Below are 24,558 nucleotides of genomic sequence, written 5' to 3'. Positions count from 1 at the left end.
CGGGGCGGAGCCGGAACGGAGGCGATGCGGGGCCGGGGCGGAGCCGGGGCGGAGGCGATGCGGGGCCGGGGCGGAGCCGGGGCGGAGGCGATGCGGGGCCGGGGCGGAGCCGGAACGGAGGCGATGCGGGGCCGGGGCGGAGCCGGAACGGAGGCGATGCGGGGCCGGGGCGGAGCCGGGGCGGAGGCGATGCGGGGCCGGGGCGGAGGTCAGTGCTTGCCGTGGTAGCGGTCCCAGAGGGCCTTCATGCCGGTCGTGTAGACGACCACGTTGCCGTCGTTCTGGACGGCGAGCCAGGTGGGCTTACGCCAGGTGTGGGTGGACCAGATCGCCTTGCCCTTGCTGTAGACGACCAGGTTCCCGTCCGCCTGCATGACCGTGTAGGCGCCCTTGTGGCCGGAGGTGCCGGTGTGCCAGGCGCGCTTGCCGTAGCGGTACAGGGCCAGGTCGCCGTCCGGCTCCTGGCGCAGCTGCCAGGCGCGGTTCTGCGAGATGACCTTCTGGTACGGGTAGAGCGTCACGCCGCTCGGGAGGGTGCTGATCCACTGGTAGCTGGACCACAGCGCCGTCCGGCCCTGGTAGACGACGGCGTTCCCGTCGTTCTGGAGGGAGAGGTAGGCGCCCTTGTGCCCGGCCGTGTGGCTGTTCCAGTACCGGTGCGAGCCCTTGGCCACCACCAGGTCGCCGTCGGTGCGCATCGTCGCCGACGAACCCTTGACCCAGGTGTGCGAGCTCCAGATGGAGCTGGAACCGCGGTAGACCACCAGGTTCCCGTCCGCCTGCATGACCAGCTTGTAGCGGCCGTTGGACGAGCGCAGGTACTGACCGGCCTTCAGCGTCCGGCCGGGCTTGAGCGCCGAGCGGACGGCGGCGGCGTCCACGCCGTCCGGCGCGGGCCGCGCGGCGGACACGGGAGCCGCGGTGCCGGACGTGGTGGCGAAGGCGGCGGTGACGCCTCCGGTCACGGCGGCGGCCAGCGTGCCCGCGGCGAGCACGGTCAGCTTCATCTTCATGTGGTGTTCCTCGAAACAGGTGAGTGGTGAGAAGTGACGGCTTGGGAACAGGCCGAACCCCCGTGCGGTCTGTTCGGGTTGCGGCGGAGTCGCCTCGCGCCGGGCCGTCAGGTCACTGGGAGACCCTAGAGCACGCGGATCATGCCGATGTGTGCGCTACGTGCGACATGGCTGTGCAAGGCGTGCGCCGATGCGCCGGGCGCGGATCGTCGCACGTCGGTGGCGTCTTGTACCGTGCACCCCGTGCGCATGGCGGCAGATGAAGCGCCGCAGGGGCGGCAAGGCGAGCGGCAAGGCGGGGGGCCTGGCGGGCAGCAAGGCGGCGGGCCAGGCGCGGGGCCTGGCGGGCGGCAAGGCGGCGGGCCAGGCGCGGGGCCTGGCGGGCTGACAGCCGCGGGTTCGGCCGGCGCCCCGATGCCCGGGTCGGGGGCCGACAGGGTCGGCTGGTTCACCGAGACGGTGTCCCGCGTGCTGATGCCGTCGGAGTTCAGCCCACTCGACTCGGCCAGCTTCCACGCCGAAGGGACGCTGCTGGACCTCGGGCCGATGCAGGTGTCCAGGTTCGCCTACTCCCCGCTCCGGTCCCGCCGGACGCCGCGACTGATCCGCGCCGGGGATCCGGAGCAGTACCAGCTCGGCCTGGTGCTCGGCGGAACCGCGTGGTTCGCGCAGAGCGGGGCCGAGGCGGTGCTGCGGTCCCGGGAGATGGCGCTGTGGGACACCTCCCGCCCGTACGAATCCGGCTCCGGGCTGGACGGCCGGGACGTCGAGGTCGTCGTCCTGCAGATCCCCAAGGCCGCGATGCCGCTGCCGTCCCAGCAGGTCGACCGCCTGCTCGCGCGGCGCGTCCCGGCCGGTGAGGGGCTGGCGGCCGTCCTGTCGGACTTCCTGCTCTCGCTCACCGCCAACGGCCCCGGCGCCCCCGCCGGCAGCCTGGCCGCCCTGGGCGACATGGCGGTGGAGCTGACCGCCGCGAGCATCGTCCAGCAACTCGGACGCCGGCCCGAGCCGCCCGCCGAGGTCCGCGCGCACGCCCTGCTCCGCCGGATCGACGGGTTCATCGACCGGAACCTGGCCGACCCCGGCCTCACCCCCCGGATGATCGCCGACCGGCACCACATCTCGCTGCGGACGCTCTACACGCTCTTCCAGGACCGGCCCGAAGGGGTCGCGGCGTCCGTCCGGCGGCGCAGGCTCGAACGCTGCCGCGCCGACCTCGCCTCCCCGCGCCTGCGCGACCAGCCGGTCCAGGCCATCGCCGCGCGCTGGGGGTTCACGAACGCCACGGCCTTCAGCCGCACCTTCCGCGCCGCCTACGGCATCGCCCCCGGCGACTACCGGCACCGCGCGCTCGCCGTCCGCGCCAGCGGCGACGACGGCGACGGCGACCGTGACCGCGGAGCAGCGGACGGCGGCGAGGCGTCCCCACCCCGATAGCCGGCCGAGCGGACCCGGTGCGTCAGGCGGGATCGGTGGCTGCGGGCTGTTTCGGGTCCGGCGGTTTGTGGTGGCTGGTGAGGTCCAGCGTGCCGTTGACGACGTCGAAGTCGGCGCACTGGACGGCCCGGCCGGCATCCACTACCGCCTGCACAGGTCGGGGAAAGCCGCCTGCACAGGTCGGGGAAGAGTCGAGCGTGCAAGCCCGGTGCGCGACTGCCAGGCGGTGAGTGATGATGCGGTAACCGGAAAATGACGAAGGTGGCGTCCGATTCGAACGGTCGTCCCGTGTCACCGGCCGTGCCCGCGTCGCGCACGCCGTCGCCGCGGCCTGGTGGACGTGCAGGGAGTCGGGCGGGCATAGGGCTGGTCAGGGCTTGCGCCCGCGACGTGAGGAGCGCGGCGTGGTGCTTTGACGGCCACCCTTTCCGGCGGGTCCCGTGGAGCCTGATCAGCAGGCGCCGGCCGGGGTTCGGGGGATGTCATGGGCGGGGACGCGGCGGAACGGATCGCGATCGTGGGCGTGGGGTGCCGGCTGCCGGGCGGCATCACCACCCTGGACGGCCTGTGGGACGCGCTGGAGCGGCAGCGCGTGATGGTGGGCCGGGTGCCCGCGGACCGGTTCGAGGCCGAGCGGTTCACCGACGCCGCGATGCCGCGCGCGGGCAAGTCCTACACCGCCGCGGGCGCGTTCCTGGACGACATCGCCTTCTTCGACGCCGGCTACTTCGGGATCTCGCCGAAGGAGGCGGCGCAGATGGACCCGCAGCACAGGCTGCTGCTGGAGACGGCGGTCGAGGCACTGGACGACGCCGGGATCGCCCCGTCCGTCCTGGCCGGTTCGGACGCCTCGGTGCTGGTCGGGGTCAGCGACACGTCCTACGGCGCTCTTCAACTGCACCGGCCCTTGGCGGTGAACCCCTACACGATGCTGGGCGCGGCGTCGTCGATCGCGGCGAACCGCCTGTCGCACTTCTTCGATCTGCGCGGGCCGAGCATGGCGGTGGACACCGCGTGCTCGTCCTCGCTGGTGGCTCTGGACCGGGCGTGCGCGGCGCTCGCGGCGGGCTCCGGACGGGTGGCGCTGGTGGGCGGCGTGAACGCGCTGCTCTCGCCCGGCCACTACGTCGGGTTCTCGCAGGCGACGATGCTGTCCCGGTCGGGCTGCTCGGCGCCCTTCTCCGCGAGGGCGGACGGCTTCGTCCGGGCCGAGGGCTGCGGGGTGGTGGTGCTCAAGCGGCTGCCGGACGCGCTGGCCGACTGCGACCGGATCCACGGCGTGGTCCTGGCCAGCGGCACCAACAGCGACGGCCGCACGACCGGTGTCGCGCTGCCGTCCGCCGAGGCCCAGGCCGCACTGCTCCGCCAGGTCCTGGCCCGGGCCGGGATCGCGCCCGACGACGTGGCGTACTTCGAGGCGCACGGCACCGGAACGAAGACCGGGGACCCGGTCGAGTGCCGCGCGATCGGCGAGGCGATCGGCACGGCGCGCAGGGGCGGTCCGCTGCCGATCGGGTCGGTGAAGGCCAACCTGGGGCACCTGGAACCGGCCTCGGGCATCGCGGGACTGCTGAAAGCGCTGGTGGTGCTGCGGCACCGGCGCGTCCCGGCCTCGCCCAACGCCTCGCCGGCCAATCCCGAGATCGGCTGGGAGGAACTCGGGCTCGAACCGCCGCTGCGGGAGCGCGAACTCGTCGGCGAGCGTCCGGTGGTCGGGGTGAACTCCTTCGGCTTCGGAGGCGCCAACGCGCACGTCCTGCTCACCACGCCCCCGGCCCCTTCGGCACCCCCGACTCCTTCGGCATCCCCGACCTCTTCGGCAGCTCCGACTCCCTCGCTACCGACGCGCGCGAGCCGGGGCCGGGTGCCGCTGATCGCGTCGGGACGGACGGTCGAGGCCGCGCGCGAGGCGGCCGGACGCATGTGCGCCGCGCTCCGGGAAGCGTCCGACGATGACTTCTACGACCTCGCCTACACCGCCGCGCGGCGACGCGGTCTGCACAGGCATCGGGTCGTGGTGCTGGCGTCCGGCAGAGGCGAAGCCGTGAGACTCCTCGCCGATCCGCCCGCTCCGGCGGAGGTCGCCGAAACGGGACGGGTCGGGCTGGTCTTCGCCGGGAACGGGGCGCAGTGGGCCGGCATGGGCGCGGATCTGCTGGACGCCGATCCGGTGTTCCTGGACGAGGTGACGGCGGTGGACGCGGCGCTGGCGCCTCGGATCGGCTGGTCGGTGCTCGAAGAGCTGCGCCGTCCGGCGGAAGGGTGGCGGCTGGAGCTGACGGAAGTCGCCCAGCCCCTGCTGTTCGCGGTGCAGGCCGGGATCACGGCGGTGCTGCGCGCGCAGGGCGTCGCGCCGCAGGTGGTGCTCGGCCACAGCATCGGCGAGGTCGCCGCCGCCTACGCCGCCGGAATGCTGTCGCCGGACGAGGCGGCATGGCTGGTCGCCGCGCGCAGCGCCGCGCAGGCCACCACCGCCGGATCGGGCCGGATGATGGCCGTCGCCCTGGGCCGCGAGGAGGCCGAGGAAGCGGCGGAAGGCCATCCGGGCGTGGCGGTCGCGGCGGTCAACGGTCCCTCCGACGTCACCGTGTCGGGTCCCGGGGACGAACTCGAACGCCTCGCAGGCGACCTGGCGGAGCGCGGGGTGTTCCACCGGTTCCTGGACCTCGGCTACGCGTTCCACTCGCCGGCGATGGACGCCGCCCGTCCGGTGCTGGAAGCAGGGTTGGCGGGCTGGGCACCGTCCGGCGCGGCGGACGGACCGTCCGCGACGCTGATCTCGACCGTCACCGGCGCGCCCATCGACTCCGCCGCCGCCCTGGACGCGGCGCACTGGTGGTCCAACATGCGGCGGCCGGTCCTGTTCACCGACGCCGTCGAGCACGCCATGCGGCTCGGCGTGGACGTCCTGGTGGAGGTCAGCCCGCAGCCGGTGCTGCGCACCTACCTCCGGCGCTCCACCCGCAGCCGGAAGCCGTCCCTGGTCGCGACGCTGCATCGCGACAAGCCGGGCCCCGCCGCGCTGCGCGGCACCCTCGCCCGCCTCATCGCCGCCGGCGCGGTGGACACCGCGGGCTTCTTCCCCGTTGCCGGCCGGGTCGCGGACCTGCCCGCCTACCCGTGGCGGCGCGAGCGGCACTGGAGCGGCACGCCGACCGACTGGGTGCGCTCCAGCGGCAGCGGACGGCTGGACCACGTGCTGCTCGGCGAGCGCCTGCCGTCCGCCGAGCCGTCCTGGCAGGGAGCCGTCGAACCGGCGCTCGCGCCGTGGCTGGCCGACCACAGGATCCACGGCTCGGTGATCTTCCCGGCCACCGGGTACGTCGAGATGGCGCTCGCCGCCGGGAACCGCGTGCTCGGCGGCCCGGTCGAGCTGCTGTGGCTGGACGTGGCGCGGCCCCTGATGATCCCTTGGGACGCCGCCGGACGGGTCGGGCTCCAGACCGGCTTCTCCGCGGACGACGGCCTGGTCACCATCACCAGCACCGACGAGGCCGGTTCGCAGCCGCGCGTCCACGCCCGCGGGCGGACGCGCAGCCTCGTCAGCGGCCGGCCCGATCCGGTGGATCTCGGGGCGATCGCCGCCCGGTGTCCGGACCATGTCGCGGCCGCCGACCAGTACGCGCGGCTGGACGCCATCGGATTGCAGTACGGCCCGGCCTTCCGGACGCTGACCGGGCTGTGCGTGGGCGACGGCGAGGTCCTGGCGGCCTACCGGCACACCGGCGACGCCGGTCCCTTCACCGTGCACCCCGCGCTGCTGGACGGTGTGCTGCAGGCCGGTGCGCCGTTGCTGTCGGAGTCGATCGCAGCCGGCGACCGGCTCCTGCCGGCGGCCATCGCGGCCGTCCGGATCTGGCGCGCGCCCGCTGCCGAAGGCGGCGTGCACGTGCGTGAGCGGTCGCGGACCCGCGCCGAGGTGTGCTGGGACATCACCGTCACCGACGCGGACGGCACGGTGGCCGCTGTGCTGGAGGGCGTCCGTCTGCGGCGGGTGTTCTCCGGGGGCGCGGACCGTCCGGCCCGGCTGCGCACCGTCCTCCGGGCCGCGCCCTACCCGGGCCGGGCCGCCGCGCCGTCGCCGCTGCCCGGCTGCGCGGCCCTGGCGGACGCCGCCGCGCCGCGGATCGCCCGGCACTGCGCGGCCTGGTCGGACGGCCGCTCGGACGGCAGGTCGGACAGCCGCTCGGACGGCCGCTCGGACGGCAGGTCGGACGGCCGCTCGGACGGCACGTCGGAAGGCACGTCGGACGGCCGATCGGACGGCCGAGCGGACGAGATGGTCGAGCGGGCGATCGGCATCGTCGCGCACGCGAGCGCGTCGGCGTTCGCCGAACTGCTGCCCGAACCCGGCGCCGCGTTCGGCGTCGACGACCTGATCGCTCGCGGCATGCGCGCCGAAATGGGCGAGTTCGCCCGGCTGTACCTGCCGTGGATGCGGCGGTACGGCCTGGCCGAACCGGACGGCGGCGACGGGCGCTGGCGGCTGACCGGAACCCCGCGCCCGGACCTCTTCGGGGCGGCTCTGGACTTCCCGGGCCAGGTGTCCCACCTGTTGCTGATGTCCCGCTTGGCCGCGCACCTGCCCCGGCTCCTGCGCGGTGAGCTGGAGCCGCTGTCGGTCCTGGTGGACGGCGGGGCGCTGGAGACGTTCGAGCAGTACTACGACACGGCGCCGTTCTGCCGCCTGGTCAACCAGATCGCCGCCGCCGCGGTGGAGCAGATCGCGGCGGCGTGGCCGTCCGACCGGCCGCTGCGGGTCCTGGAGGTCGGCGCGGGGACCGGCGGAACCACCGCCGCGCTGCTGCCCCTGCTGCCGCCCGAACGCGCCCGCTACACCTTCACCGACCTGTCGGCGGCGTTCTTCGCCCGCGCGAAACACCGGTTCGCCGCCTTCGACTTCGTCGACTACCGGACGTTCGACCTCGACGCCCACCCCGCGGGCCAGGACCTGACCGCGGGCGGATACGACCTGGTGGTGGCGGCCAACGCGCTGCACACCGCCGGCGACCTGGCGGCGGCGCTGCGGGGGGTGCGGTCCCTGCTGGCGCCCGGCGGGCGGCTGCTGATGATCGAGGCGCACGACACCGCCCTGATGAGCGCGATCTTCGGGATGCTCGACGGCTTCTGGCAGCGCCGCGACCGTGACCTGCGTCCGGAGTCGGTGCTGCTGGAACAGCGGCGCTGGCCCGGCCTGCTGCGGTCCTGCGGCTTCGGCGAGGCCGTCCGCCTCGACCCGCCCGAAGCCCCGACCTACCGGCAGTTGTCCGTCACTCTCGCCGCCGCGTCCGGGCCCACGACCGAACCGCAGCCGACGACCGAACCGCAGCCGGCGACCGAACCGCAGCCGACGACCGAACTACCACCGGCGACCGAACCGCGGCCGGCGGACGATGTGCGCGCCACGGGCGGACGGTGGCTGATCGCTCTGGAGGACGCATCCGAGCGCCCCCTGGCCGAGCACACCGCGACGTCCCTGCTCCGGGCCGGCGCGGAGCAGGTGCGCGTCTTCACCGCCACCACCGACTCCCGTGGCTGGCCGCGGCACGCCGCGCCGAAGCGGTCGGCGTCCGGCAGGACGGCAGATCGCTCCGTGGACACCGTTGTGGTGCTGCTGAGCGAGGCTCCGCCCGGTTCCGGCGTCGCCGATGGCGAAGCGGACGTGCTGCGGCGGGCGGTGCACCGGGCCGGGATGCTGCGCGCCGCGGCGACCGCGTACGGCGGACGTGGCGACTCGTCCGCGCTGTGGCTGGTGACGCGTCCCTCCGGGGCGCTGCCGGAGCCCGAGCGGCCGATGTACCCGCAGGACGCCGCCGCCTGGGGCGTGGCGCGGACCGTCGGCGGTGAACACCCTGACCTGATGGTCGGGCGGCTGTCGCTGGAACGCCTCGGCGACCCCGCCGCCGATGCCGCCCGGTTGGCCGGGGAACTCCTCGTCCAGCAGGCGGCGCGTGCCGGCGACCTCGTGCCCGCGCCCAGGGACGGGCAGCCGCGCTCTGCCGATGGAACGTCCGCCGCGGCGTCCGGCGTCCGGCGGGCGGTGGAGGACGAGGTCGTCCTGACCTCCGGCGGACGCTTCGTGGTGCGCGAAACCGAGCACGAGTCGTTCGCCGATCCGGGGACGGACGGCCGGGAGCCCTTCGAACTGCGGATCGACGCGACAGGGCTCTCCTACCGGTTGGCATGGGAGGCCTGCGACCGGAGGACGCCCGGACCGGGCGAAGTGGAGATCCAGGTCCATGCCGCCGCCCTGAACTACCGCGACATCATGCGCGTCACCGGCCTGCTGCCGGGCGAGGCGCTGGAGGAGCTCGAAAGCGTCCGGGGCCCGGGCCTGGAATGCGCCGGAACCGTCATGGCCGTGGGCGCGGACGTGGACGGCATGCGCCCCGGCGACCGGGTCTGCGGCGTGACCTCGGGCGCGCTGGCGTCGCATGCCACGCTCGTGGCCGAGGCGGCGGCTCCGATCCCGCCGGGGATGTCGTTCGCGGAGGCCGCCACGCTGCCGACGGCGTTCATGACCGTCCACCACGCGCTGGAGGACCTGGCGCGGCTGCGGCCGGGGGAGTGGGTGCTGGTCCACGGGGCCGCGGGCGGGGTGGGGCTGGCCGCGCTGCAGTTCGCCCGGATGCGCGGTGCGAAGGTGATCGCCACCGCCGGGAGCGACGCCAAGCGCGACCTGCTGCGCGGCCTCGGCGTCGAGCACGTGTGCGACTCGCGGACGCCGGTCTTCGCGGACCAGGCCCGGCGGGTGACCGGCGGACGGGGCGTGGACGTCGTCGTCAACTCCCTGGCCGGAGAGGCGGTCGACCGCGGCCTGGAGGCGCTCGCGCCCGGCGGCCGGTTCATCGAGCTGGGCAAGCGCGACTTCTTCGCCGACCGCCCGCTGCCGCTGCGGCCGTTCCGCAACAGCCTGGCCTTCTTCGCCGTCGACCTGACCGCGCTGATCCAGGACGCGCACCACCGCGCCGCGCTCCTCACCGCCGTCCGGGCGGGGATCGAGCAGGGCCGGTACCGGCCGCTGCCGCACACGGTGTTCCCGGCGGCGCGCGTGCGGGAGGCGTTCACGCTGATGCAGCACTCCCGGCACGTCGGCAAGGTCGTGGTCGCGATGGACCCGGCCGACCCGCCGCCGGTGCGCCCGCGTCCGGCCGTCCCGCGACTGGACGCGGAAGCGACCTACCTGGTCACCGGCGGGCTGGGCGGGTTCGGCGCGGCCACCGCCCGGCGGCTCGCCGACTGGGGCGCCCGGCACCTGGCCCTGGTCGGACGCCGCGGAGCCGCCGCCCCCGAAGCGCCGGAGCTGATCGCCGACCTGGCCGCCGCGGGCGTCACCGCGTCCTGCCACGCGGCCGACGTGGCCGACCCGGCGGCCATGGAACGGGTGCTGCGCGACATCGACGCCGGCGGCCACCCGCTCAAGGGGGTCGTGCACGCCGCGATGGTCCTGGACGACGACCTCCTGTGCCGCCTGGACGACGACCGGATGGCGGCCGTCCTCGCGCCGAAGCTCGGCGTCACCGTCCTGGACGCCCTCACCGCCGACCTCGACCTCGACCTGTTCGTCCTGTACTCCTCGGGCGCCGCGCTCATCGGCAACACCGCCCAGGCGCCCTACAACGCCGGAAACCTCTTCCTGGAGGCGGTGGCGCGCCACCGCCGCCGGCAGGGGAAGGCGGCCCTGGCGGTGCAGTGGGGGCCCATCGCGGACTGCGGCTACGTCGAGCGCCAGGGCCTCAGCGACCATCTGGCCCGGCTGGGAGCCGCGACGCTTCCCGCCACCACCGCGCTCACGGCCCTGGGGAACGTGCTCGGCGGCTCGTCCGCCGTCACCGGAATCGGACGCTACGACTGGTCGCGCATGACCTCGCTCGGACCGGCGTTCTCCGCCGCGCGCTTCGACCCGGTGCGGTGCGAGTCCGCCGCCGAGGGCACCCGGTCCACGCGCGCCGAACTGCTGCGGGCCCTGGCCGGCCTGCCGGGGCTGGAGGCGCACGAGCAGATCGTCGCGGTCGTGCGTGACGTCATGGCCAAGATCCTGCACACCGAGCCGGCCCGCCTGGACCCGGCGCGTCCGCTGACCGACTACGGCCTGGACTCGCTGATGGCCGCCGAACTGCTGATCGCGCTGCGCGAGCGCACGGAGATGGAGATCCCGCCGATGGAGCTGCTGGCGGGCGACGGCACCATCGACGACGTCGCGCGGATCGTCCGGACCCGGCTCGGCCTCACCGGCGGGACGGCGCCCACCGCCGGAGCATCCGCCGCGCCCGACCCGGAGGAGACCCCGGTCGCCACCGCTTGACGACCGCGATCGGCGTCGCCGAGCCCGCCGCGACCGCGGGCAGCCACCAGTTGTAGCGGCCCAGCAGCCGCATCAGCGCCGGGACCAGCACCAGGCGGACGAGCGTGGCGTCCAGCGCGATCGCGGTCGCGACGGCGAAGCCGAGCTGGCGGATCTCGACCCGGTCGGCCGTCAGCAGGGACGCGAACGTCGCGGCCAGCACCGCCGCGGCCAGCGTGATCGGACGGGCGGTGTCGCGCAGCCCGCGCGCGACGGCCTCGGTGTTGTCGCCGGTCGCGCGGTAGTGCTCGGCGATCCGGTGGACGAGGAACACCTCGTAGTCGAGGGACAGGCCGAACACGATGGTGGACACGAGGAGCGGCAGCAGCACGTTCACGCGCTGCCCCTCCGCGTCCGCCACCAGCGTGAGCAGGCCGAACGACGCGCCGGTCGTCAGGACGTTCATCAGGACGGCCTTCAGCGGCAGCAGCACGCTGCGCATCGCCGCGACCAGGAACACCAGCGAGAATCCCAGCACGACCGCCGCGACCCGCCACAGCCGGGACGCGGTCTCCGCACGCAGATCGGCCAGGGTCGCCGCCGCGCCCGCCACCTGAACCCGCTGCGCGGACGGCAGACCGGTGCGGGCGTCCAGCCAGGCGCGATCGCGCAGGTCGCGGACGAGCGCGGCCGTGCGCGCCCGGTCGGCGGCGTCGCGGGTGCCGATCAGAACGGCCGTCACGTCCCGTCCGTTGTCCAGAGGCACGGCCACCGACACGCGCTCATCGCTTCGCAGCGCCTGCACGAGCCCGGACACCTCCACCGGTTCGCCCGGCCGGTGAGGCAGCGCCAGGACGGTGACCCCGGCCAGGCCGTCACCCTCCATCCGGGCGATGCCCGCGCCGGGATCGGTGCCGCGCAACGCGTCCCGATCGAAGTCCAGCCCCGGCGCGATGCCCGCCACGGGCGCCGCGGCCAGCACCAGCACGGTCGCCGAGACCACCGCGTACCGGACGGGACGGCGCATCAGATGCCGAGCCCATCGCGCCCAGAACTCACCCGGATCCCCGGCGGACCGCCTACGCCGCGGCGCGGCCAGCCCCGGGGCGATGGCGAGCAGAGCGGGCAGCAGGGTCAGGACGACCAGCGGCGCGACGCACGCGCTCACCACCGCGGGAACCGCCAGCGTCCGGACGACCTGGGCGTCCACCAGCAGCAGCGTCGCCGCGCAGGCCGCGACGGCCACCGCGCACCACACGACCGTCCGGCCCGCGGTGTCCGCGACGTCCCCCGGCCGCGGGGTCCGGCGATGCCGCAACAGCAGCAGCAAGGCGTAGTCCAGGCCCAGGCCGAGCCCGATCGTGGCCGCCACCGTGAGCGACATCGTGTCCGGCCGCAGGCCGCCGACCGCTTTCAGGACGTCCAGCACCCCGCACGTCACCGCGATCGTCACCCCGGCCGCGACCAGCGGCAGCAGGCCCGCGCCGACCGCGCCGAGCCCGGCCGCCAGCACCAGCAGGGCCACCGGCAGCGCCCAGGTCTCCGCCCGCCGCAGATCGGCCAGGTCGGCCCGCTTGACGTGGTCGAACACCGACGTCTCGCCGACCAGCGACACCGCCACCCGCCCGCCGGACGCGACGCGCGCCGCGTCCTGGATCGCGCTGCGCCAGCCGCCGAGCCGGCGCTGCTTCTGCAGCTCGGTTCCCGACAGGCCGACCACCGCGTACAGGTGCCGCCGGTCCTGTCCCGCCGCGCGCGGGAGGAACTGCATCGTCCCGACGCCCGGACGCCGCGCCAGCGCCTTCAGGCCCTCGCCCACCGCGTTCAGGTAGGCCGGATCGTCCGCCGTCCACCGGTCGGAGGCGAACGCCAGCACCATCTGCTCGCCGCCCAGCTCCGGAAATCCCCGCTGCAACGACGCCATCGCCCGGTCCGCCGGCGAGCCCGCCACCCGCAAGGACGGCGTCCCCAACCCGGCCAGCAGACCCGGAACGGCCGCGAGCGCCGCGGCCACGACCAGCGACCACACCACCACGACCGTCCAGCGCCGCCGCGCCGAGACCTCCCCGACCCGCCACAGAACCCGCCGCCGCGTCCGGCCGCGAATTGCGCCCCGCTCGTCCCGCACTGCCATGCGTCCCCCTCGCGCTCCCCGTCGTCCCGCGGGAATCAACCCCGTGTTACAACATGCACAAGCTCAATCACAGGCAGTAGTGGAACGTTGGAGGAAACATGCCCGCCGCACCCCGGCCCGATGCTCGCCGTACGGTCTTGTCCGCCGCGTTCGTGCTCGCCGCGTCGCTCGTCACGGCAGCGCCCGCGCACGCCGCCGCGCGCGCCCAGGACCCGGCCGCCGCGCGCGCCCAGGACCCGGCCGCCGCCCGCGACCGGGATCAGAGCGCCGTGCTGACCTGCACGCTGTCCACCGCGCCCGGCAGGCCGATCACCTTCAGCCCGCCCGTCCGGCTCCAGCCGCGCACCGTCACCACCAGCGGCACCCTGAACCTGCGCGACTGCGCCTCGTCCGGCCGGGTCCGTTCCCGCATCGCCACCGGCACCATGACCTTCCGCGGCCGAGCCCGCACCGGCTGCACGACCGCGGCCGGCCCCCGCGGCGGCGCGGACATCACCTGGTACGACGCCCGCGGCCACCGCCTCGCCACCTCGCACCTGAGCGCCACCGGCCAGGGCCGCGCGTCCCTCGCCGAGATCATGCTCAACGGACGCGTCACCTCCGGCCACCTGGCCGGCCACCGGGCCTCCGGCTCCCTCACGCCCGCCGGCCGCCTCACCAACTGCGCCCTCACCGGCACCGCCACCATCCAAGGCACCGGCCGCCTCACCATCACCTGAAGGCAGCGGGAGCACCCGGCGCACCGGTCAGGCGGCCATGCGGGCACCGCTCCGTCCCGCGTCCCGAAAATGATCGCTCTTTCGCGAACTTCCGGGTGGTCTCGTGACATCCAGACGCCGGGAACGGGGCGCGGGTTCGGCCGCGGACGGGTCGGATTGATCACGCCGGGTCACGCCAACCCCCGGGACGGTGGTCGCATCACACCCGGTACAGCACGGTTACGGAGACCGTGCACCGAGGTTGGGAGCACCCCGCATGCGCAAGATCCTGCTCACCGGTGTGGCCGCGGCGCTGACGCTCGGCCTGTCGGCCTGCGACTTCAACGTCAACGGCAAGGCCGACGCGGCGCCCGGCTCCACCGCGTCCGCTCCGGGCAACGGCGCCCCCTCCAGCGGCGCGCCCACCCGGTCCCACCAGCCGACCGGCCCCGGCACCGGCTCCGGCCGGGCCCCCTCGTCCAGCCCCGGCAACGAGGACGACTCGCCGATCCGCCAGGGCGCCCGGCAGCTGAAGTCCAAGTGGGGGCCGCTGCGCTACCTGGCCTCCGGCAAGTACACCGTCGGCGACACCGCCTTCTTCACCGCCGACGACACGCTCCTGGTCGTCGCCGGCAGCACCTGCCCCAACGGGACGCCCTCCGGTCCCGACATGCGCTGCACCGTCGACGGCATGGACGACTGGGTCCAGGCGTCCCCGCACAACGTCACCGTCTACTTCCGCTACGGCGGCATCGCCACCAAGATCCAGGAGACCCAGTGACGGCGGCGGTGGAGCTAGGCGATGCCGCGGCGGAGGTTGGGCACCGTGGCGGGCAGGTCGAGGAGGTCGAGGAGCTCGGCCGGGCCCGCCCGCGCGTTCACGAGCCAGAGCAGTCCCTCGCCGATCAGCCCGGCCGCATGCACCAGGACGGCGATTCCGGCGGCATCGAGGAAGTCGAGCCGGGCGCAGTCCACGACGAGGTCGCGGCCCGGGCGCGCCGCCTCGTCGAGGGCGGCGGCGAGGAGGCCGCAGGTGGCCAGGTCCAGCTCGCCGATGAGGTGCACCGTCTGCGGGTGGGCGTCGTCCCGGCGGGCCTCAAACCGCGTTGACGGGTGCCTTGATGTCGATGCCATCGCCGGTGATGTCGAATTCGTGAGGCTGCGGGATGTGACGGCTCGCCCGGGTCTTCAGGACGGTCAGCGCCCGTCCGACGCGGGTGTCGCCGCGCAGGTACTGGAGCAGGATCACGTTGTCGGACAGGTGGGACACTCCGCCTTCGGACAGCGTGGTGTGGCCGTACAGCTCGGCCGACTCGTAGGTGAGCAGGACGCTGATGCCCGCCCGGGAGCAATGGTTGAGCAGCGTGTAGACGAACTCCCGGAACCGCTTCTCGTCCGGGCAGGCCGCCGCGAGGTCGCCGAGGCTGTCGATCACCAGCCGGTGGGCGCCGACCGCGCGGATCGTCTCGATCAGTTCGTAGAACCACTGGTCGATGTAGATGTCGTTCGGCGAGTCGCAGCGCAGCACGGCGTCCCGCCCCTCGGCGTCCCAGCCGAAGCCGTTGATCATGCGTTCGAGCTGGACGCGGTTCTCCTGCATTGAGGCGAAGACCCCGGGCTCGCCCATGGCCGCCCCGCCGTAGATGAACTGGAGCCCCATCACCGTCTTCCCGGCGCCCGAAGGGCCGATCACCAGGGTGGCCGAGCCGGGCCAGTAACCGTCGCCGACCAGCTCGTCCAGCGCGGGGATGCCGGACGTCGCCCGCCGTTCGCCCAGCTCGTACAGCCCCACGTCGATGTCGCTGAGCCGGGGGAACACCCGGAGGCCGACGTCCTCGATGCGGTAGGCGTGCGCGCCGGAGCGGAAGTCGCTGCCGCGCAGCTTCAGCACCCGCAGGACGCGGCTGTCGCGCTGCCCGGAGTCCTCGGTGGCGAGCAGGACGGCGGCGTCGGCGACGGCGAACTCCGGGCAGCCCTCCAGCTCGTCCCGCCGGTACTCGCCGAGCCACAGCGCCATCGTGCCGGTGGCGGCCAGCCGGCCGGCCAGCTGGTGGACGAAGCCCTCGAACTCCCGCTCGGCGACCACCCGGTAGCGCAGCGCCCGGAAGCTGTCGATGACCAGCAGCGAGCACGGCTGCCGCTCGACCAGGTCGCCGATGCGGTCGAGCACGCCGGTCAGGCCCTTGTCGTCCAGCTCGCCGCTGAGGTCCTCGAACAGCACCGACCGGCCGACCCGGGCCGGGTCGAAGAACGAGAGCGCCTCGCCGAAGTACAGGATCTTGCTCAGCGGCTCCGCGACGGTGCTGAGGTAGATCGCGGGAAACCGCTCGGTGCCGTTCGCGAACGCGTACTGCTGGGCCAGCACGGTCTTGCCGCTGCCCGGGAGCCCCGCGATGAGGGCGATGGACGGGTTGACCAGACCGCCGCCGAGGATCGAGTCGAGCCTGGACTGCCCGCTGGTCAGCCGTCCGTCAGGCATGCGGCACATCCGGGGCGACGCCCGTCGGGGACGGCTCGGTCAGCATCCGCACCACGGCCAGCACCTCCAGCGGATGCACCGGCTTGCGCAGGAAACGGCTCGTCCGAAGGTTCGCCGGCGGCGCGAGGATCGACAGGGCCAGGACCGGGACCCCCGCCAGCGTGAGGTCCTCGCAGAGCGGGACGGTCAGCCCGTTGGACGTCGTCAGATCGACGATCGCCAACCGCGGTCGCGTCGCCGCCGCGTCCCGCCCGGCCCGGGCCGACGCCGCCACCACCGTCGGGTAGCCCTCGGCGTCCAGGAACGAGGACAGGGATCGCACGGAGAAGCGGTCGCCGTCGACCAGGAGCACCCGAGACGGGCCCGAACCGTTCGCCGAACCGTCCGTCGCCCCGTCCGCCGTCCCGCTCGCGCGCCCGGCGTGGACGGGCACCCGCAGCCGCACCACGGTGCCGTGCTCGCCGCGCCGCCCCGGACGGATCGTGACCTCGTCGGCGAGTCCGAGGACGATCCGCAGGCCACGGCCGCGGTCACCGACCTCCCCGCCGACCTCGAAGACGCCCTCGTCGGAGACGGTGATCCACACGTCCCGGCCGCTGTTCTCCCACCGCACGCGGACGCTCTCGGTGGCGCTGTGCTCGACGGCGTTGGCCGACACCTCGTGCGCGACCAGGACGAGCCGCTCCCGTTCCCGTTCCGCGAGCCCGGCCTCGTCGGCCAGGCGGGTGACGAAGGCCCGGATGTCGCCCAACACCCCGGCGCCCACCCGGAACAGATGCTCAACCGGCTCGCGGGACCCGGAGCCGGGCGACGAAGCGATCATTGGGCCTCCCTTCGGCCCTCCCGCCCGACGATAACCCGGACGCCATCCCCATACCAGGGGTGCCACCGCCGGCCGGCACGGCCGCAAGGAGAGCGTCCCGTCACCTCCCGCGCAGCGCGGCGTTGACCAGCGCCGACGCCGCCGTCCGGGCGCGATCGCGCGCCCTGGCGCGACCGGCCGTCCCGGATCGGCGGTCCTTGCTTGTCGCGCAGTGTGGGAGAGGGCGGCGGGCGTAGGTTAGATGTTGTTTCCTGGAGTCGGATGGGCGGTCATGGCAGGGGTCGGCGAGGGCGAGGCGAGGGTGTGGGGCCTGATCGCCGCGTCAGCGCGGCGGCGGGGCGCACCGATCTCGGCGCAGGACGGGTGCGATGCGTGCGCGCGGGCGCTGTCGGTGGACGGCGTCGGCATGTCGCTGATCGCGGGCGGCCGGCTGGAGCCGGTGTGCGTGACGGGCGACCTGAGCCGCGACCTGCTCGAAGCCGAGCTGATGACCGGTGACGGGCCCAGCGCTGAGGCGGTCATCACCGGCGGGCCCGTGCTGGTGCCCGACCTGCGCCGCGACGAGTACCGGCGGCGGTGGCCGGTGTTCGCCGCGACGGCGCAGGACACCGCGGTCCGCGCGGTGTTCGCGTTCCCGCTGCTGCTCGGCGCCGCCCGGATCGCCGTCCTGGTGCTGTGCCGCAACCGTCCCGCGCCGCTGACCCCCGGCCAGCACACCGACGCGCTGGTCTTCGCCGACGCGATCATGGCGCTGCTCCTCAACGAGCAGGCGGGACTCGGCGAGCAGGCGCTGCCCGCCGAGTCGCTCGCGCTCGGCCCGGAACTCCACCAGGCCGCCGGAATGGTGTCCGAGCAGCTCGACTGCCCGATCGAGGACGCGATGGTGCGGCTGCGCGCCCACGCCTTCGCCCACGGCGTGCCCGTCACCCAGGTGGCCCAAGAGGTGATCGAGCGCCGGCTGCGCTTCACTCCCGACGTGTCCTCGCAAGGCTGACCACCCCGCCACCGAGCCACCCCGCCACCGAGCCGCCTGGCCGCCGAGCCGCCGAGCCGCCTGGCCGCCGAGCCGCCCGGCCGGCTTGCGGTGCGGTCGGCGTCGCTCGTCGTGTGCCGTCAGAGGCGGGACGCCGAGGACGGGTGCGGTGTGTCCCGGCCGAGGCGGCGGTGGCGGGCGTAGGCTGAGACGGTGAGCACAGATCCGTCCTTCGATCAGGGGCAGCGGGCGGCCCAGGCGTTCGTCGGGCTGGCCGACACGCTGGTGTCGGGGTTCGACGTCGTCGATTTCCTGCAGCAGCTGGCGGAGAAGTGCGTGGAGCTGCTGGGGGTGGACGCGGCCGGGATCCTGGTGACCGACCAGCGCGGCCATCTGCGGATGATGGCGGCCTCCAGCGAGCAGTCCCGGCTGCTGGAGCTGTTCCAGTTGCAGAACGAGCAGGGCCCGTGCCTGGACTGCTTCCGTACCGGCACCGCCCTGCACTGCGCGGACCTGTCCGCGCCCGAGGCGGTGCGCCGCTGGCCGCGGTTCGCGCCGCAGGCCCTCGCCACCGGGTTCGGGGCGGTGTCGGCGCTGCCGATGCGGCTGCGCGACGAAGTGATCGGCGCGATGAACCTGTTCCGCTTCCGGCCCGGGGCGCTGACCGGCCAGCAGACCGACGTGGGTCAGGCGATGGCCGACATCGCCACCATCGGCCTGCTGCAGGAACGCGCGATCCGCGAGAGCCAGGTCCTGTCGGAGCAGCTGCAGACCGCGCTCAACAGCCGGCTGGTGATCGAGCAGGCCAAGGGGGTGCTGGCCGAACGGCACAACTGCTCCTTGGAGCAGGCCTTCGCCGCCCTCCGCGCGCACGCCCGCTCCCACAACCTGCGGCTGACCGACCTGGCCCGCGACGTCGCGTCCCGCACCCTGGACCCCGCCGACCGCGCCGAACTGGCCCGCCGCGCGACCCCGTCCGCCGCCCCCGAGCAGTCGAGCTGACCCCTGGTCCCCGGTCCCGGCCGCGTCATCGCTGCGGACTCGAGCCGAGCCTTGCCCCTGGCCGGGTTACGGGTGTGAGCCTGAGCCGAGCCCTGGTCGTCCCTGCTGCGTCATCGGTGCGGGCCTGAGCCGGGGCCCGGGTCGCGGTCGAGGTCGAGGCGGCGGCCCAGCACCTGCCGGGCGACCCGGGTCAGCGCGGTGTCGTGCAGGAAGGCGTAGGCGCGCAACCGGGCCAGCGCGTCGGTCACGTTCATGTCCAGCCGGGCCGCCACCATCCCCGCGGCCTGGTGCACGACCGCCGGGAAACCGTGCGGCGGCGCGTCCCCGAGCGCGTCGGCCAGCGTCGCCGGCGCCGGATGCAGGCGGAACGCCACCCCGGCGGCCACGCCCGCGAACGCCTGCGCATCGGCCCGCTGGTCCTCCGTCAGCCCGCCGGTCCGGCGGCGGAACACGTCCATCGCCCCGATGCGCAGCCCGCCCATCTCCAGCGGGAAGGCGAACATCGCCCGCACCCCCCGGCCCGCCACCAGCGAGATGTACCCCGGCCAGCGGTCCGCCGCCGCGTCCAGGTCGGGCACCAGCACCGGAGCCAGCCGCGCGTAGGCGTCGGTGCACGGTCCCTGCCCGCAGGCGAGCTGAGCCTCCTCCACCCACGCGCCGTCCGGGTCCGAAGCGGACGCCAGCGACCGCATCCCCGGCGCCGTCACCAGCGTGACGCCGTACCCGTCGGCGTCCACCGCCGCCGCGGTCGCGGCGCCCACCGTCTCCAACGACACCGGCCCCCCACCCGCCGCGGCATACTCGGCCACACGGCGCCACGCCCACTCCTGCCGGTCCATACCCGCACCGTAACCGCCACGGCGCGCGCTACACGCCGTGACGCGCTCCGGGCGTCCCTAACCTTTCGCCCAAACCTTCCAACCCGACGATCGAGGTGCCGCCCGCAGCGGCAGCCGCCTCTCCGTCTCCTCGACCGGGCGTGGGCGCAGGGCGGGTCCGCGGTAGGCCGAGGACTGACCATTCACTGTGCATACAGTTGCTAAACAGTCGTCGGCAACTCGTCGTCCGCTGCGTGGAACGGCCGCGCCCCATGCTTCACCGTGGGTGGTCCAGCCCCCGAAGCACCCCGGTGCACCTGTGAGGTGACACGCCCCATGAGATGGAAACGGCAACGTCCCGGTGGCGCGGCACGGCGTCCGCGCGCGCTCGCGGTCACCGCCGCCGCGGCACTGTGCGCGGCCCTGCTGACCGCCATGCCCCCGGCCGGGGCGCTCCCGGTCGGCAACGTGCCCGACGTCGGCGTGGACACGGGCCGGTTCAAGCTCCCGATCGCGTGCACGATCACCCTCGCCGACACGCTGCCCGTCCTCTACCTGCCCCTGGACGTGGACGTGCAGGGCGTCGCCCCCGTCCAGCTCGGGCCGGGCCAGGAGTTCTGGCTGACCCAGGGATCGGGCAGCATCACCTTCCCGTCCTGGCTGACGTCCCTGGCGCCGATCCTGGGCCTGGACAAGGCCGACGCCAAGATCACCGATCTGAGCATCGGCGCGACCACCTCGACGCCGGCGTCCATCAACATCGCCAGGGACAAGCCGCTGGAGATCAAGGACATCCCGATCGACCCGGGCAAGCCGCTCAAGGTCGGCCTGCCGGTGCAGGGCACCTTCGAGGTCGGGCCGTTCAAGGCCGCCCAGAGCGGCGCCACCACCCTGCGGTTCGAGAGCGCGGTCGCCGAGGTCCAGCTCAGGTCGCAGCTGGGCTTCAGCCTGCCGATCAAGGCCGACTGCAAGCCGTCCCAGGGCAACGCGCTGCTGACGCTCGGGATCGGCGACGGGGCCGGGCACCTGCCCGGCAAGATCACCGGGGCGCCGCTGAACTACCCCGAACCGGCGTCCAACGAGCTGATCGGCATCATCAACGCGCCCTACCGGTGCACGCTGAACGGCGAGCCCATGGACATCGGCATCGGCGTCGGCGCCACCATCCCGCTCACCGTCAAGCGCGGAGGCTCGTTCTCCTTCACCGACGCCTCCGGCGCGCTGACACTGCCCGCGGCGACCGTGAACAAGCTCATCGACAAGGGCTACACGAGAGCCTCGGGCAGGGTCACCAAGCTGGACCTCGTCACCGAAGGAGGCGTTCCGGCGACCCAGAACGTCGCCGCGGCCGGCATCGACATCCCCGAGATCCCGCTCGTGCGCGACAGGAAGGTCGTGCTGCCCCTGCCCGTGAACGGCACCCTGACCGCCGGGCCGTTCCAGCCCGCCGAGGGGGCCAAGTCCGTCGCCGTCCTGCTCGGTGAGGCGCAGGCCGACTTCACCTTCAACGGGGACACCAGGGCCACGGGCAGCTGCGGCGCGCCGTCCCCCAAGGTCTACCTGGTCGAGAACCCCGTGACCTGATCAGGACCGGCCCGCAAGGGCCCCGGGAGCGCACACCGCTCCCGGGGCCCGCCGCCCGCCTTCGGCCCCGAGACCCGGCCGCGCCCCGGCATCGACCCGGCCGCTGCACCGGCCACGCGTCGGCAGCGGCCCGGCCCGGCGCGGCCCAACACCGTGCGTACACTGTCTCGACGCTGGTGGACGCCCGGCTGCGGGCGCGGGACGGCAGGTGGAGCGGCGTGGTGGCAGGCAGCGCGGTCGAGGAGATCACCGACCGGATCGCCCTTCAAATCGCGTCCGGCCGGCTGAAGCCCGGCGACACCCTGCCGTCCATCCGCAAGCTCGCCGAGGAGCACGGCGTGAGCCCCTCCCGGATCCAGCAGGTCATCGGACGCCTCCAGTACGCGGGCTTCGTGGAGGCGCGCCACGGAGCCGGCGTCATCGTCCGCGACATCCGGCTGTACGGCGGCGTCGAGACCTGGCGCTACCTCTTCCGCCTCTCCAGCAACCTCCCCGAGCTGACCGTCAGGAACGTCAAGGAGATCCTGGAGACGCTCCAGCTCTTCTACCAGGCGGCCCTGATGAAGCTGGCGGAGGATCCGTCCGCGTTCGACCCCGCCCCGGCGCGCCGCGCCGTCAACCAGCTGCAACTGCTCGCCGGCACCGGTCCCGCCCGCGCGGCCGACGTCCACCACAGCGTCCTGCACATCCTCCGCACGATCCACGCCTCCCTCGGAGGCGGCATCATCCTCGGCCTCCTCAACACCATGGGCGGCACCCTCGCCGACGTCCCGGACGTGCTGGAGCCCCTCTACAGCGACCCCGCCGAACACCTCCTGTTCTGGGACCAGGTCGTCACCGCGATGGAGACCGGCGACGTCGAGCTGGGCCGGCAGACCCTGGCCCTTCTGGAGGACTGGCACGCCCAGGTCCTCGACCGCCTCCGCACCCGCCTCACCACCCCGTCCGTCGGGCCCTGATTCACCCGTCCCGCGGGGGCCTGGGCGTTCTGAGCCCTTTGCGTGATCGGCGTGCTGCACGCGCTGGACGCGGCGTCCGGCCGCGAGCGCTGGCGGCACCGGCATTCCGCGGCGGCGGCCGGAGTCGCCGCCGGCGGCCGCTGGGTGTTCGTCGAGAGCGACGGCGATCTCTGGACGCACGACCGGCGGACCGGAGAGATCGTGGACGGCGCGTTCCCCGAGCTGGAGGGTCGGCCGGTACAGGTGTGCGGCGACATCCTGGTGTTCCAGCAGAGCGGGAGGCTGGGCGCGGCGGACCTGGCGTCCATGGCGGAGATCTTCACCACCGACGACTACGTGCTCGACGCGCCGGTGGCGGTCGCCGACGGAGTGATGGTCGCCGCGGACCGGTACGAGGGGAACGTGTCGGCCGGAGGGCTGCGCGCCTTCGACGCCGCGACCGGACGGTCGCCGTGGTTGGTGGAGCCCGACGACTTGACCGCGGTGGACATCGGGCGATCGGCCGTCGCCTGGAGCCGTCCGCTGCCGGATCTGCCGGTGGGCGCGCCGGTGGTGGCGGACGGTCTGGTCCACACCTTCACCCGAGACGGGGCCGTGCTGGGCCACGACAACGCCGCAGGTCAACGGCTAGCCCATGGACGAGGCACCCGAGCCGCCGACGATCGATCGGCCATCCCGCCGAAGCTGATCACCAAAGCCGGGACGGGGCGTTAGGGTGCGGGGGCATGTCGATCTTTGACGCGAGGCTGGACACGCTGCGGGCCGGCGCCGAGGCCGGGGACCTGGACGCCGCGCTCGAACTGGGACGGCTGCTGTGCCTGCTGCCGGTGGATCCGGCCGACCTCGACCGGGCCGGCGGCCTCCAGCAGAGCTGGTCGGAAGAGCGTCGGCTGCGGACCGTCGCCGGCGCTCGTCCCGGGGATCGACTCGCGGCCAATCTGCTGGCCGGCTGCCTGACCCGGCAGATCCACCACCTTCGCGACACCCGTCCGGGCGACCGGGACGCGCTCACCTCCCGACGACTCGAAGCCGAGCGGCTGTACGTCCATGTGCTGGCGGCCCATCCGGACGATCCCACCGCCCGCGCCGGGCTGGCCCGGCTCGGCAACCTGTTCAGCAACGAACTGCCGACCGCCCCGCCCGGCGAGTACGGCTATTACCTGGCCGAATGCGCGCTCGTCTCCGGATCCGGCGGCACGGTCGTCACCTTCGTCCACGCGGACGCCGACGAGCTGCGCTGGGCGCTGGACCTGTGGCTCCGCCTGCTCGGTGAGGAGATGGGCGAGGACCCGGAGCTGGACGACGGGGACGCCGCCGGTCTGGGCGCCGATGGCTTCACCCTCACCACCGTCGTCGGCGGGCGGGCGCTGGACACCCTCGACCTGGAGGCGCACATGGTCGACCGGCGCATCGACTGGGACGCGCTGTCGGTCCCGCCGCTATCCGCTCCGCCCCTGCCGCCCGGCCACCCCGGCCGCCTAGAGGACCTCGACTACGACCACGGCTACAGCGAGACAGGCGCATGAATCCGAAGGACGAGCCAGTCCGAACACAACCGCGTCCGGGAAGGATGATCACGCAGCTCGACGCGGTCCGATGATCCGCCAGCGCGCCGTCCCGGCGGTGCGTCAACCTCGGCGGCGCGCGTGGTGCCGCGTCCGGGGCGGGCTACTGAACGGCGCGGGCCTCCAGGACGGCGGCGTTCCGCTTCGCCAGCTTCCTGATCCTTCTGCTGGGATCCTGCTCGGCCATGGCCCAGAGCAGTTCGGCGAAGCGCGGCCAGTCCGCGAGCATGATGGCCTCGATTCCGGCGGTGCGCACCTCCTCCGCGGGATGCCGCACGGCGGCGAAGAAGGTCCGCACCCAGGGCTCGGCGATCTCCGCGGGGGCGCCGAGACCGGCGCGGACCAGGGCGGTGGCGTGCTCTCCCGCGTCCGGTGCGGCGGACACGGCGCCGATCAGCTCCTCGTCGCTCCACACCTCCAGCCCGGCCAGTTCCAGGCCCGCCATCGGCAGGTGCAGCAGGTGGGCGGCGGACTCCCGGCCGAGCATGCTCATCACCGCCACGTGCGCGATCCGCCGCTCGGGGGCCTGGAACAGGGTGACGAACACCCCCGGGCCGAGCTGCCACGACGAACGCCGCGGGATGCCCGCCGAGGGGTCGGCGGCCAGCTCACCGGCGGGCGGCCACCCGCCTTCGGCCGCCACCGCGGCGAACGCTTCCGCGCAGTCGTACTCCTTCAGAACCAGCCGGCGGGACCGGTGCAGACCCATGCTCGCTCCTCGCTCGCAGCCTCAGCGGGAAACAGTCATGATCACACAACGTCCACATCGCCGCGCGATGATCGGCAATG

At 74.2% G+C, this 24,558-nt stretch carries 18 protein-coding genes; 11 read left to right on the top strand and 7 right to left on the bottom strand.

Going from position 1 to position 24,558, the window contains the following annotated elements; all coding sequences use genetic code 11:
• Positions 1 to 209: 209 nt before the first annotated feature.
• Entirely contained in the window at positions 210 to 1,013 is an 804-nt protein-coding gene (locus ACFPCY_RS32285) for a hypothetical protein (RefSeq protein ID WP_378261541.1), read from the bottom strand.
• 259 nt (positions 1,014 to 1,272) lie between these two features.
• On the opposite strand from ACFPCY_RS32285, the gene ACFPCY_RS32280 reads away from it, so the two are divergent.
• The 3 genes from ACFPCY_RS32280 (at position 1,273) to ACFPCY_RS32270 (ending at position 10,755) form a co-directional block, all read left to right on the top strand.
• The gene (locus ACFPCY_RS32280; RefSeq protein ID WP_378261539.1) at positions 1,273 to 1,401 is read left to right on the top strand and encodes a hypothetical protein; all 129 of its coding nucleotides are present in this window, start codon (positions 1,273 to 1,275) and stop codon (positions 1,399 to 1,401) included.
• Between the two features lie 26 nt (positions 1,402 to 1,427).
• Positions 1,428 to 2,450: an AraC-like ligand-binding domain-containing protein gene (locus ACFPCY_RS32275; protein ID WP_378261537.1), complete on the top strand. Its 1,023-nt coding sequence runs from the start codon at positions 1,428 to 1,430 to the stop codon at positions 2,448 to 2,450.
• Positions 2,451 to 2,934: 484 nt separating this feature from the next.
• The gene (locus ACFPCY_RS32270) at positions 2,935 to 10,755 is read left to right on the top strand and encodes an SDR family NAD(P)-dependent oxidoreductase (RefSeq protein ID WP_378261535.1); all 7,821 of its coding nucleotides are present in this window, start codon (positions 2,935 to 2,937) and stop codon (positions 10,753 to 10,755) included.
• Here ACFPCY_RS32270 and ACFPCY_RS32265 read toward each other — a convergent pair.
• The gene (locus ACFPCY_RS32265; protein ID WP_378261533.1) at positions 10,679 to 12,868 is read right to left on the bottom strand and encodes an MMPL family transporter; all 2,190 of its coding nucleotides are present in this window, start codon (positions 12,866 to 12,868) and stop codon (positions 10,679 to 10,681) included. The genes ACFPCY_RS32270 and ACFPCY_RS32265 overlap by 77 nt on opposite strands.
• A 98-nt stretch (positions 12,869 to 12,966) precedes the next feature.
• On the opposite strand from ACFPCY_RS32265, the gene ACFPCY_RS32260 reads away from it, so the two are divergent.
• Positions 12,967 to 13,587 (top strand): hypothetical protein, encoded by a 621-nt coding sequence (locus ACFPCY_RS32260; protein ID WP_378261531.1) that lies wholly within the window; start codon positions 12,967 to 12,969, stop codon positions 13,585 to 13,587.
• Between the two features lie 256 nt (positions 13,588 to 13,843).
• Positions 13,844 to 14,347 carry a hypothetical protein gene (locus tag ACFPCY_RS32255; protein ID WP_378261529.1) on the top strand — a complete coding sequence of 168 codons (504 nt, stop codon included), beginning with the start codon at positions 13,844 to 13,846 and terminating at the stop codon, positions 14,345 to 14,347.
• A gap of 14 nt (positions 14,348 to 14,361) precedes the next feature.
• Here the strand turns inward: ACFPCY_RS32255 and ACFPCY_RS32250 are convergent, their stop codons facing one another.
• The 3 genes from ACFPCY_RS32250 to ACFPCY_RS32240 are packed head-to-tail and all read right to left on the bottom strand — an operon-like array spanning position 14,362 to position 16,868.
• Positions 14,362 to 14,631, bottom strand: coding sequence for an STAS domain-containing protein (locus tag ACFPCY_RS32250; RefSeq protein ID WP_378261527.1), 270 nt, complete (start codon positions 14,629 to 14,631; stop codon positions 14,362 to 14,364).
• Between the two features lie 31 nt (positions 14,632 to 14,662).
• Positions 14,663 to 16,045 carry an RAD55 family ATPase gene (locus ACFPCY_RS32245; protein WP_378261525.1) on the bottom strand — a complete coding sequence of 461 codons (1,383 nt, stop codon included), beginning with the start codon at positions 16,043 to 16,045 and terminating at the stop codon, positions 14,663 to 14,665.
• Positions 16,038 to 16,868 carry an ATP-binding protein gene (locus tag ACFPCY_RS32240; RefSeq protein ID WP_378261523.1) on the bottom strand — a complete coding sequence of 277 codons (831 nt, stop codon included), beginning with the start codon at positions 16,866 to 16,868 and terminating at the stop codon, positions 16,038 to 16,040. The genes ACFPCY_RS32245 and ACFPCY_RS32240 overlap by 8 nt, the downstream gene beginning before the upstream one ends.
• 271 nt (positions 16,869 to 17,139) lie before the next feature.
• On the opposite strand from ACFPCY_RS32240, the gene ACFPCY_RS32235 reads away from it, so the two are divergent.
• Complete coding sequence (locus tag ACFPCY_RS32235; RefSeq protein WP_378261521.1) at positions 17,140 to 17,862, top strand: GAF and ANTAR domain-containing protein; 723 nt, start codon at positions 17,140 to 17,142, stop codon at positions 17,860 to 17,862.
• A gap of 192 nt (positions 17,863 to 18,054) precedes the next feature.
• Positions 18,055 to 18,843, top strand: coding sequence for a GAF and ANTAR domain-containing protein (locus tag ACFPCY_RS32230; RefSeq protein WP_378261519.1), 789 nt, complete (start codon positions 18,055 to 18,057; stop codon positions 18,841 to 18,843).
• Positions 18,844 to 18,953: 110 nt separating this feature from the next.
• On the opposite strand, the gene ACFPCY_RS32225 is transcribed toward ACFPCY_RS32230, so the two are convergent.
• On the bottom strand, positions 18,954 to 19,682 hold the full coding sequence (locus ACFPCY_RS32225) for a GAF and ANTAR domain-containing protein (protein ID WP_378261517.1): 729 nt from the start codon (positions 19,680 to 19,682) through the stop codon (positions 18,954 to 18,956).
• Between the two features lie 315 nt (positions 19,683 to 19,997).
• Between ACFPCY_RS32225 and ACFPCY_RS32220 the strand changes: the two genes are divergently transcribed.
• The 4 genes from ACFPCY_RS32220 to ACFPCY_RS32205 all read left to right on the top strand — a co-directional run bounded on the left by ACFPCY_RS32220 (position 19,998) and on the right by ACFPCY_RS32205 (position 23,730).
• On the top strand, positions 19,998 to 21,245 hold the full coding sequence (locus tag ACFPCY_RS32220; protein ID WP_378261515.1) for a DUF6801 domain-containing protein: 1,248 nt from the start codon (positions 19,998 to 20,000) through the stop codon (positions 21,243 to 21,245).
• Between the two features lie 176 nt (positions 21,246 to 21,421).
• On the top strand, positions 21,422 to 22,204 hold the full coding sequence (locus ACFPCY_RS32215; protein ID WP_378261513.1) for a GntR family transcriptional regulator: 783 nt from the start codon (positions 21,422 to 21,424) through the stop codon (positions 22,202 to 22,204).
• A gap of 42 nt (positions 22,205 to 22,246) precedes the next feature.
• Positions 22,247 to 22,918 (top strand): outer membrane protein assembly factor BamB family protein, encoded by a 672-nt coding sequence (locus ACFPCY_RS32210; RefSeq protein WP_378261511.1) that lies wholly within the window; start codon positions 22,247 to 22,249, stop codon positions 22,916 to 22,918.
• 11 nt (positions 22,919 to 22,929) lie between these two features.
• A complete protein-coding gene (locus tag ACFPCY_RS32205) occupies positions 22,930 to 23,730 on the top strand; it encodes a hypothetical protein (protein ID WP_378261509.1) in 801 nt (266 codons plus the stop codon).
• Between the two features lie 142 nt (positions 23,731 to 23,872).
• Here ACFPCY_RS32205 and ACFPCY_RS32200 read toward each other — a convergent pair whose 3' ends face one another.
• Positions 23,873 to 24,478, bottom strand: a complete 606-nt coding sequence (locus ACFPCY_RS32200; protein ID WP_378261507.1) for a hypothetical protein — start codon at positions 24,476 to 24,478, stop codon at positions 23,873 to 23,875.
• Between the last annotated feature and the right edge of the window lie 80 nt (positions 24,479 to 24,558).

The organism is Actinomadura gamaensis (assembly GCF_042652125.1).
Taxonomy (GTDB): Bacteria; Actinomycetota; Actinomycetes; order Streptosporangiales; family Streptosporangiaceae; genus Spirillospora; species Spirillospora gamaensis.
This window is presented reverse-complemented; position numbering and strand designations above follow the sequence as displayed.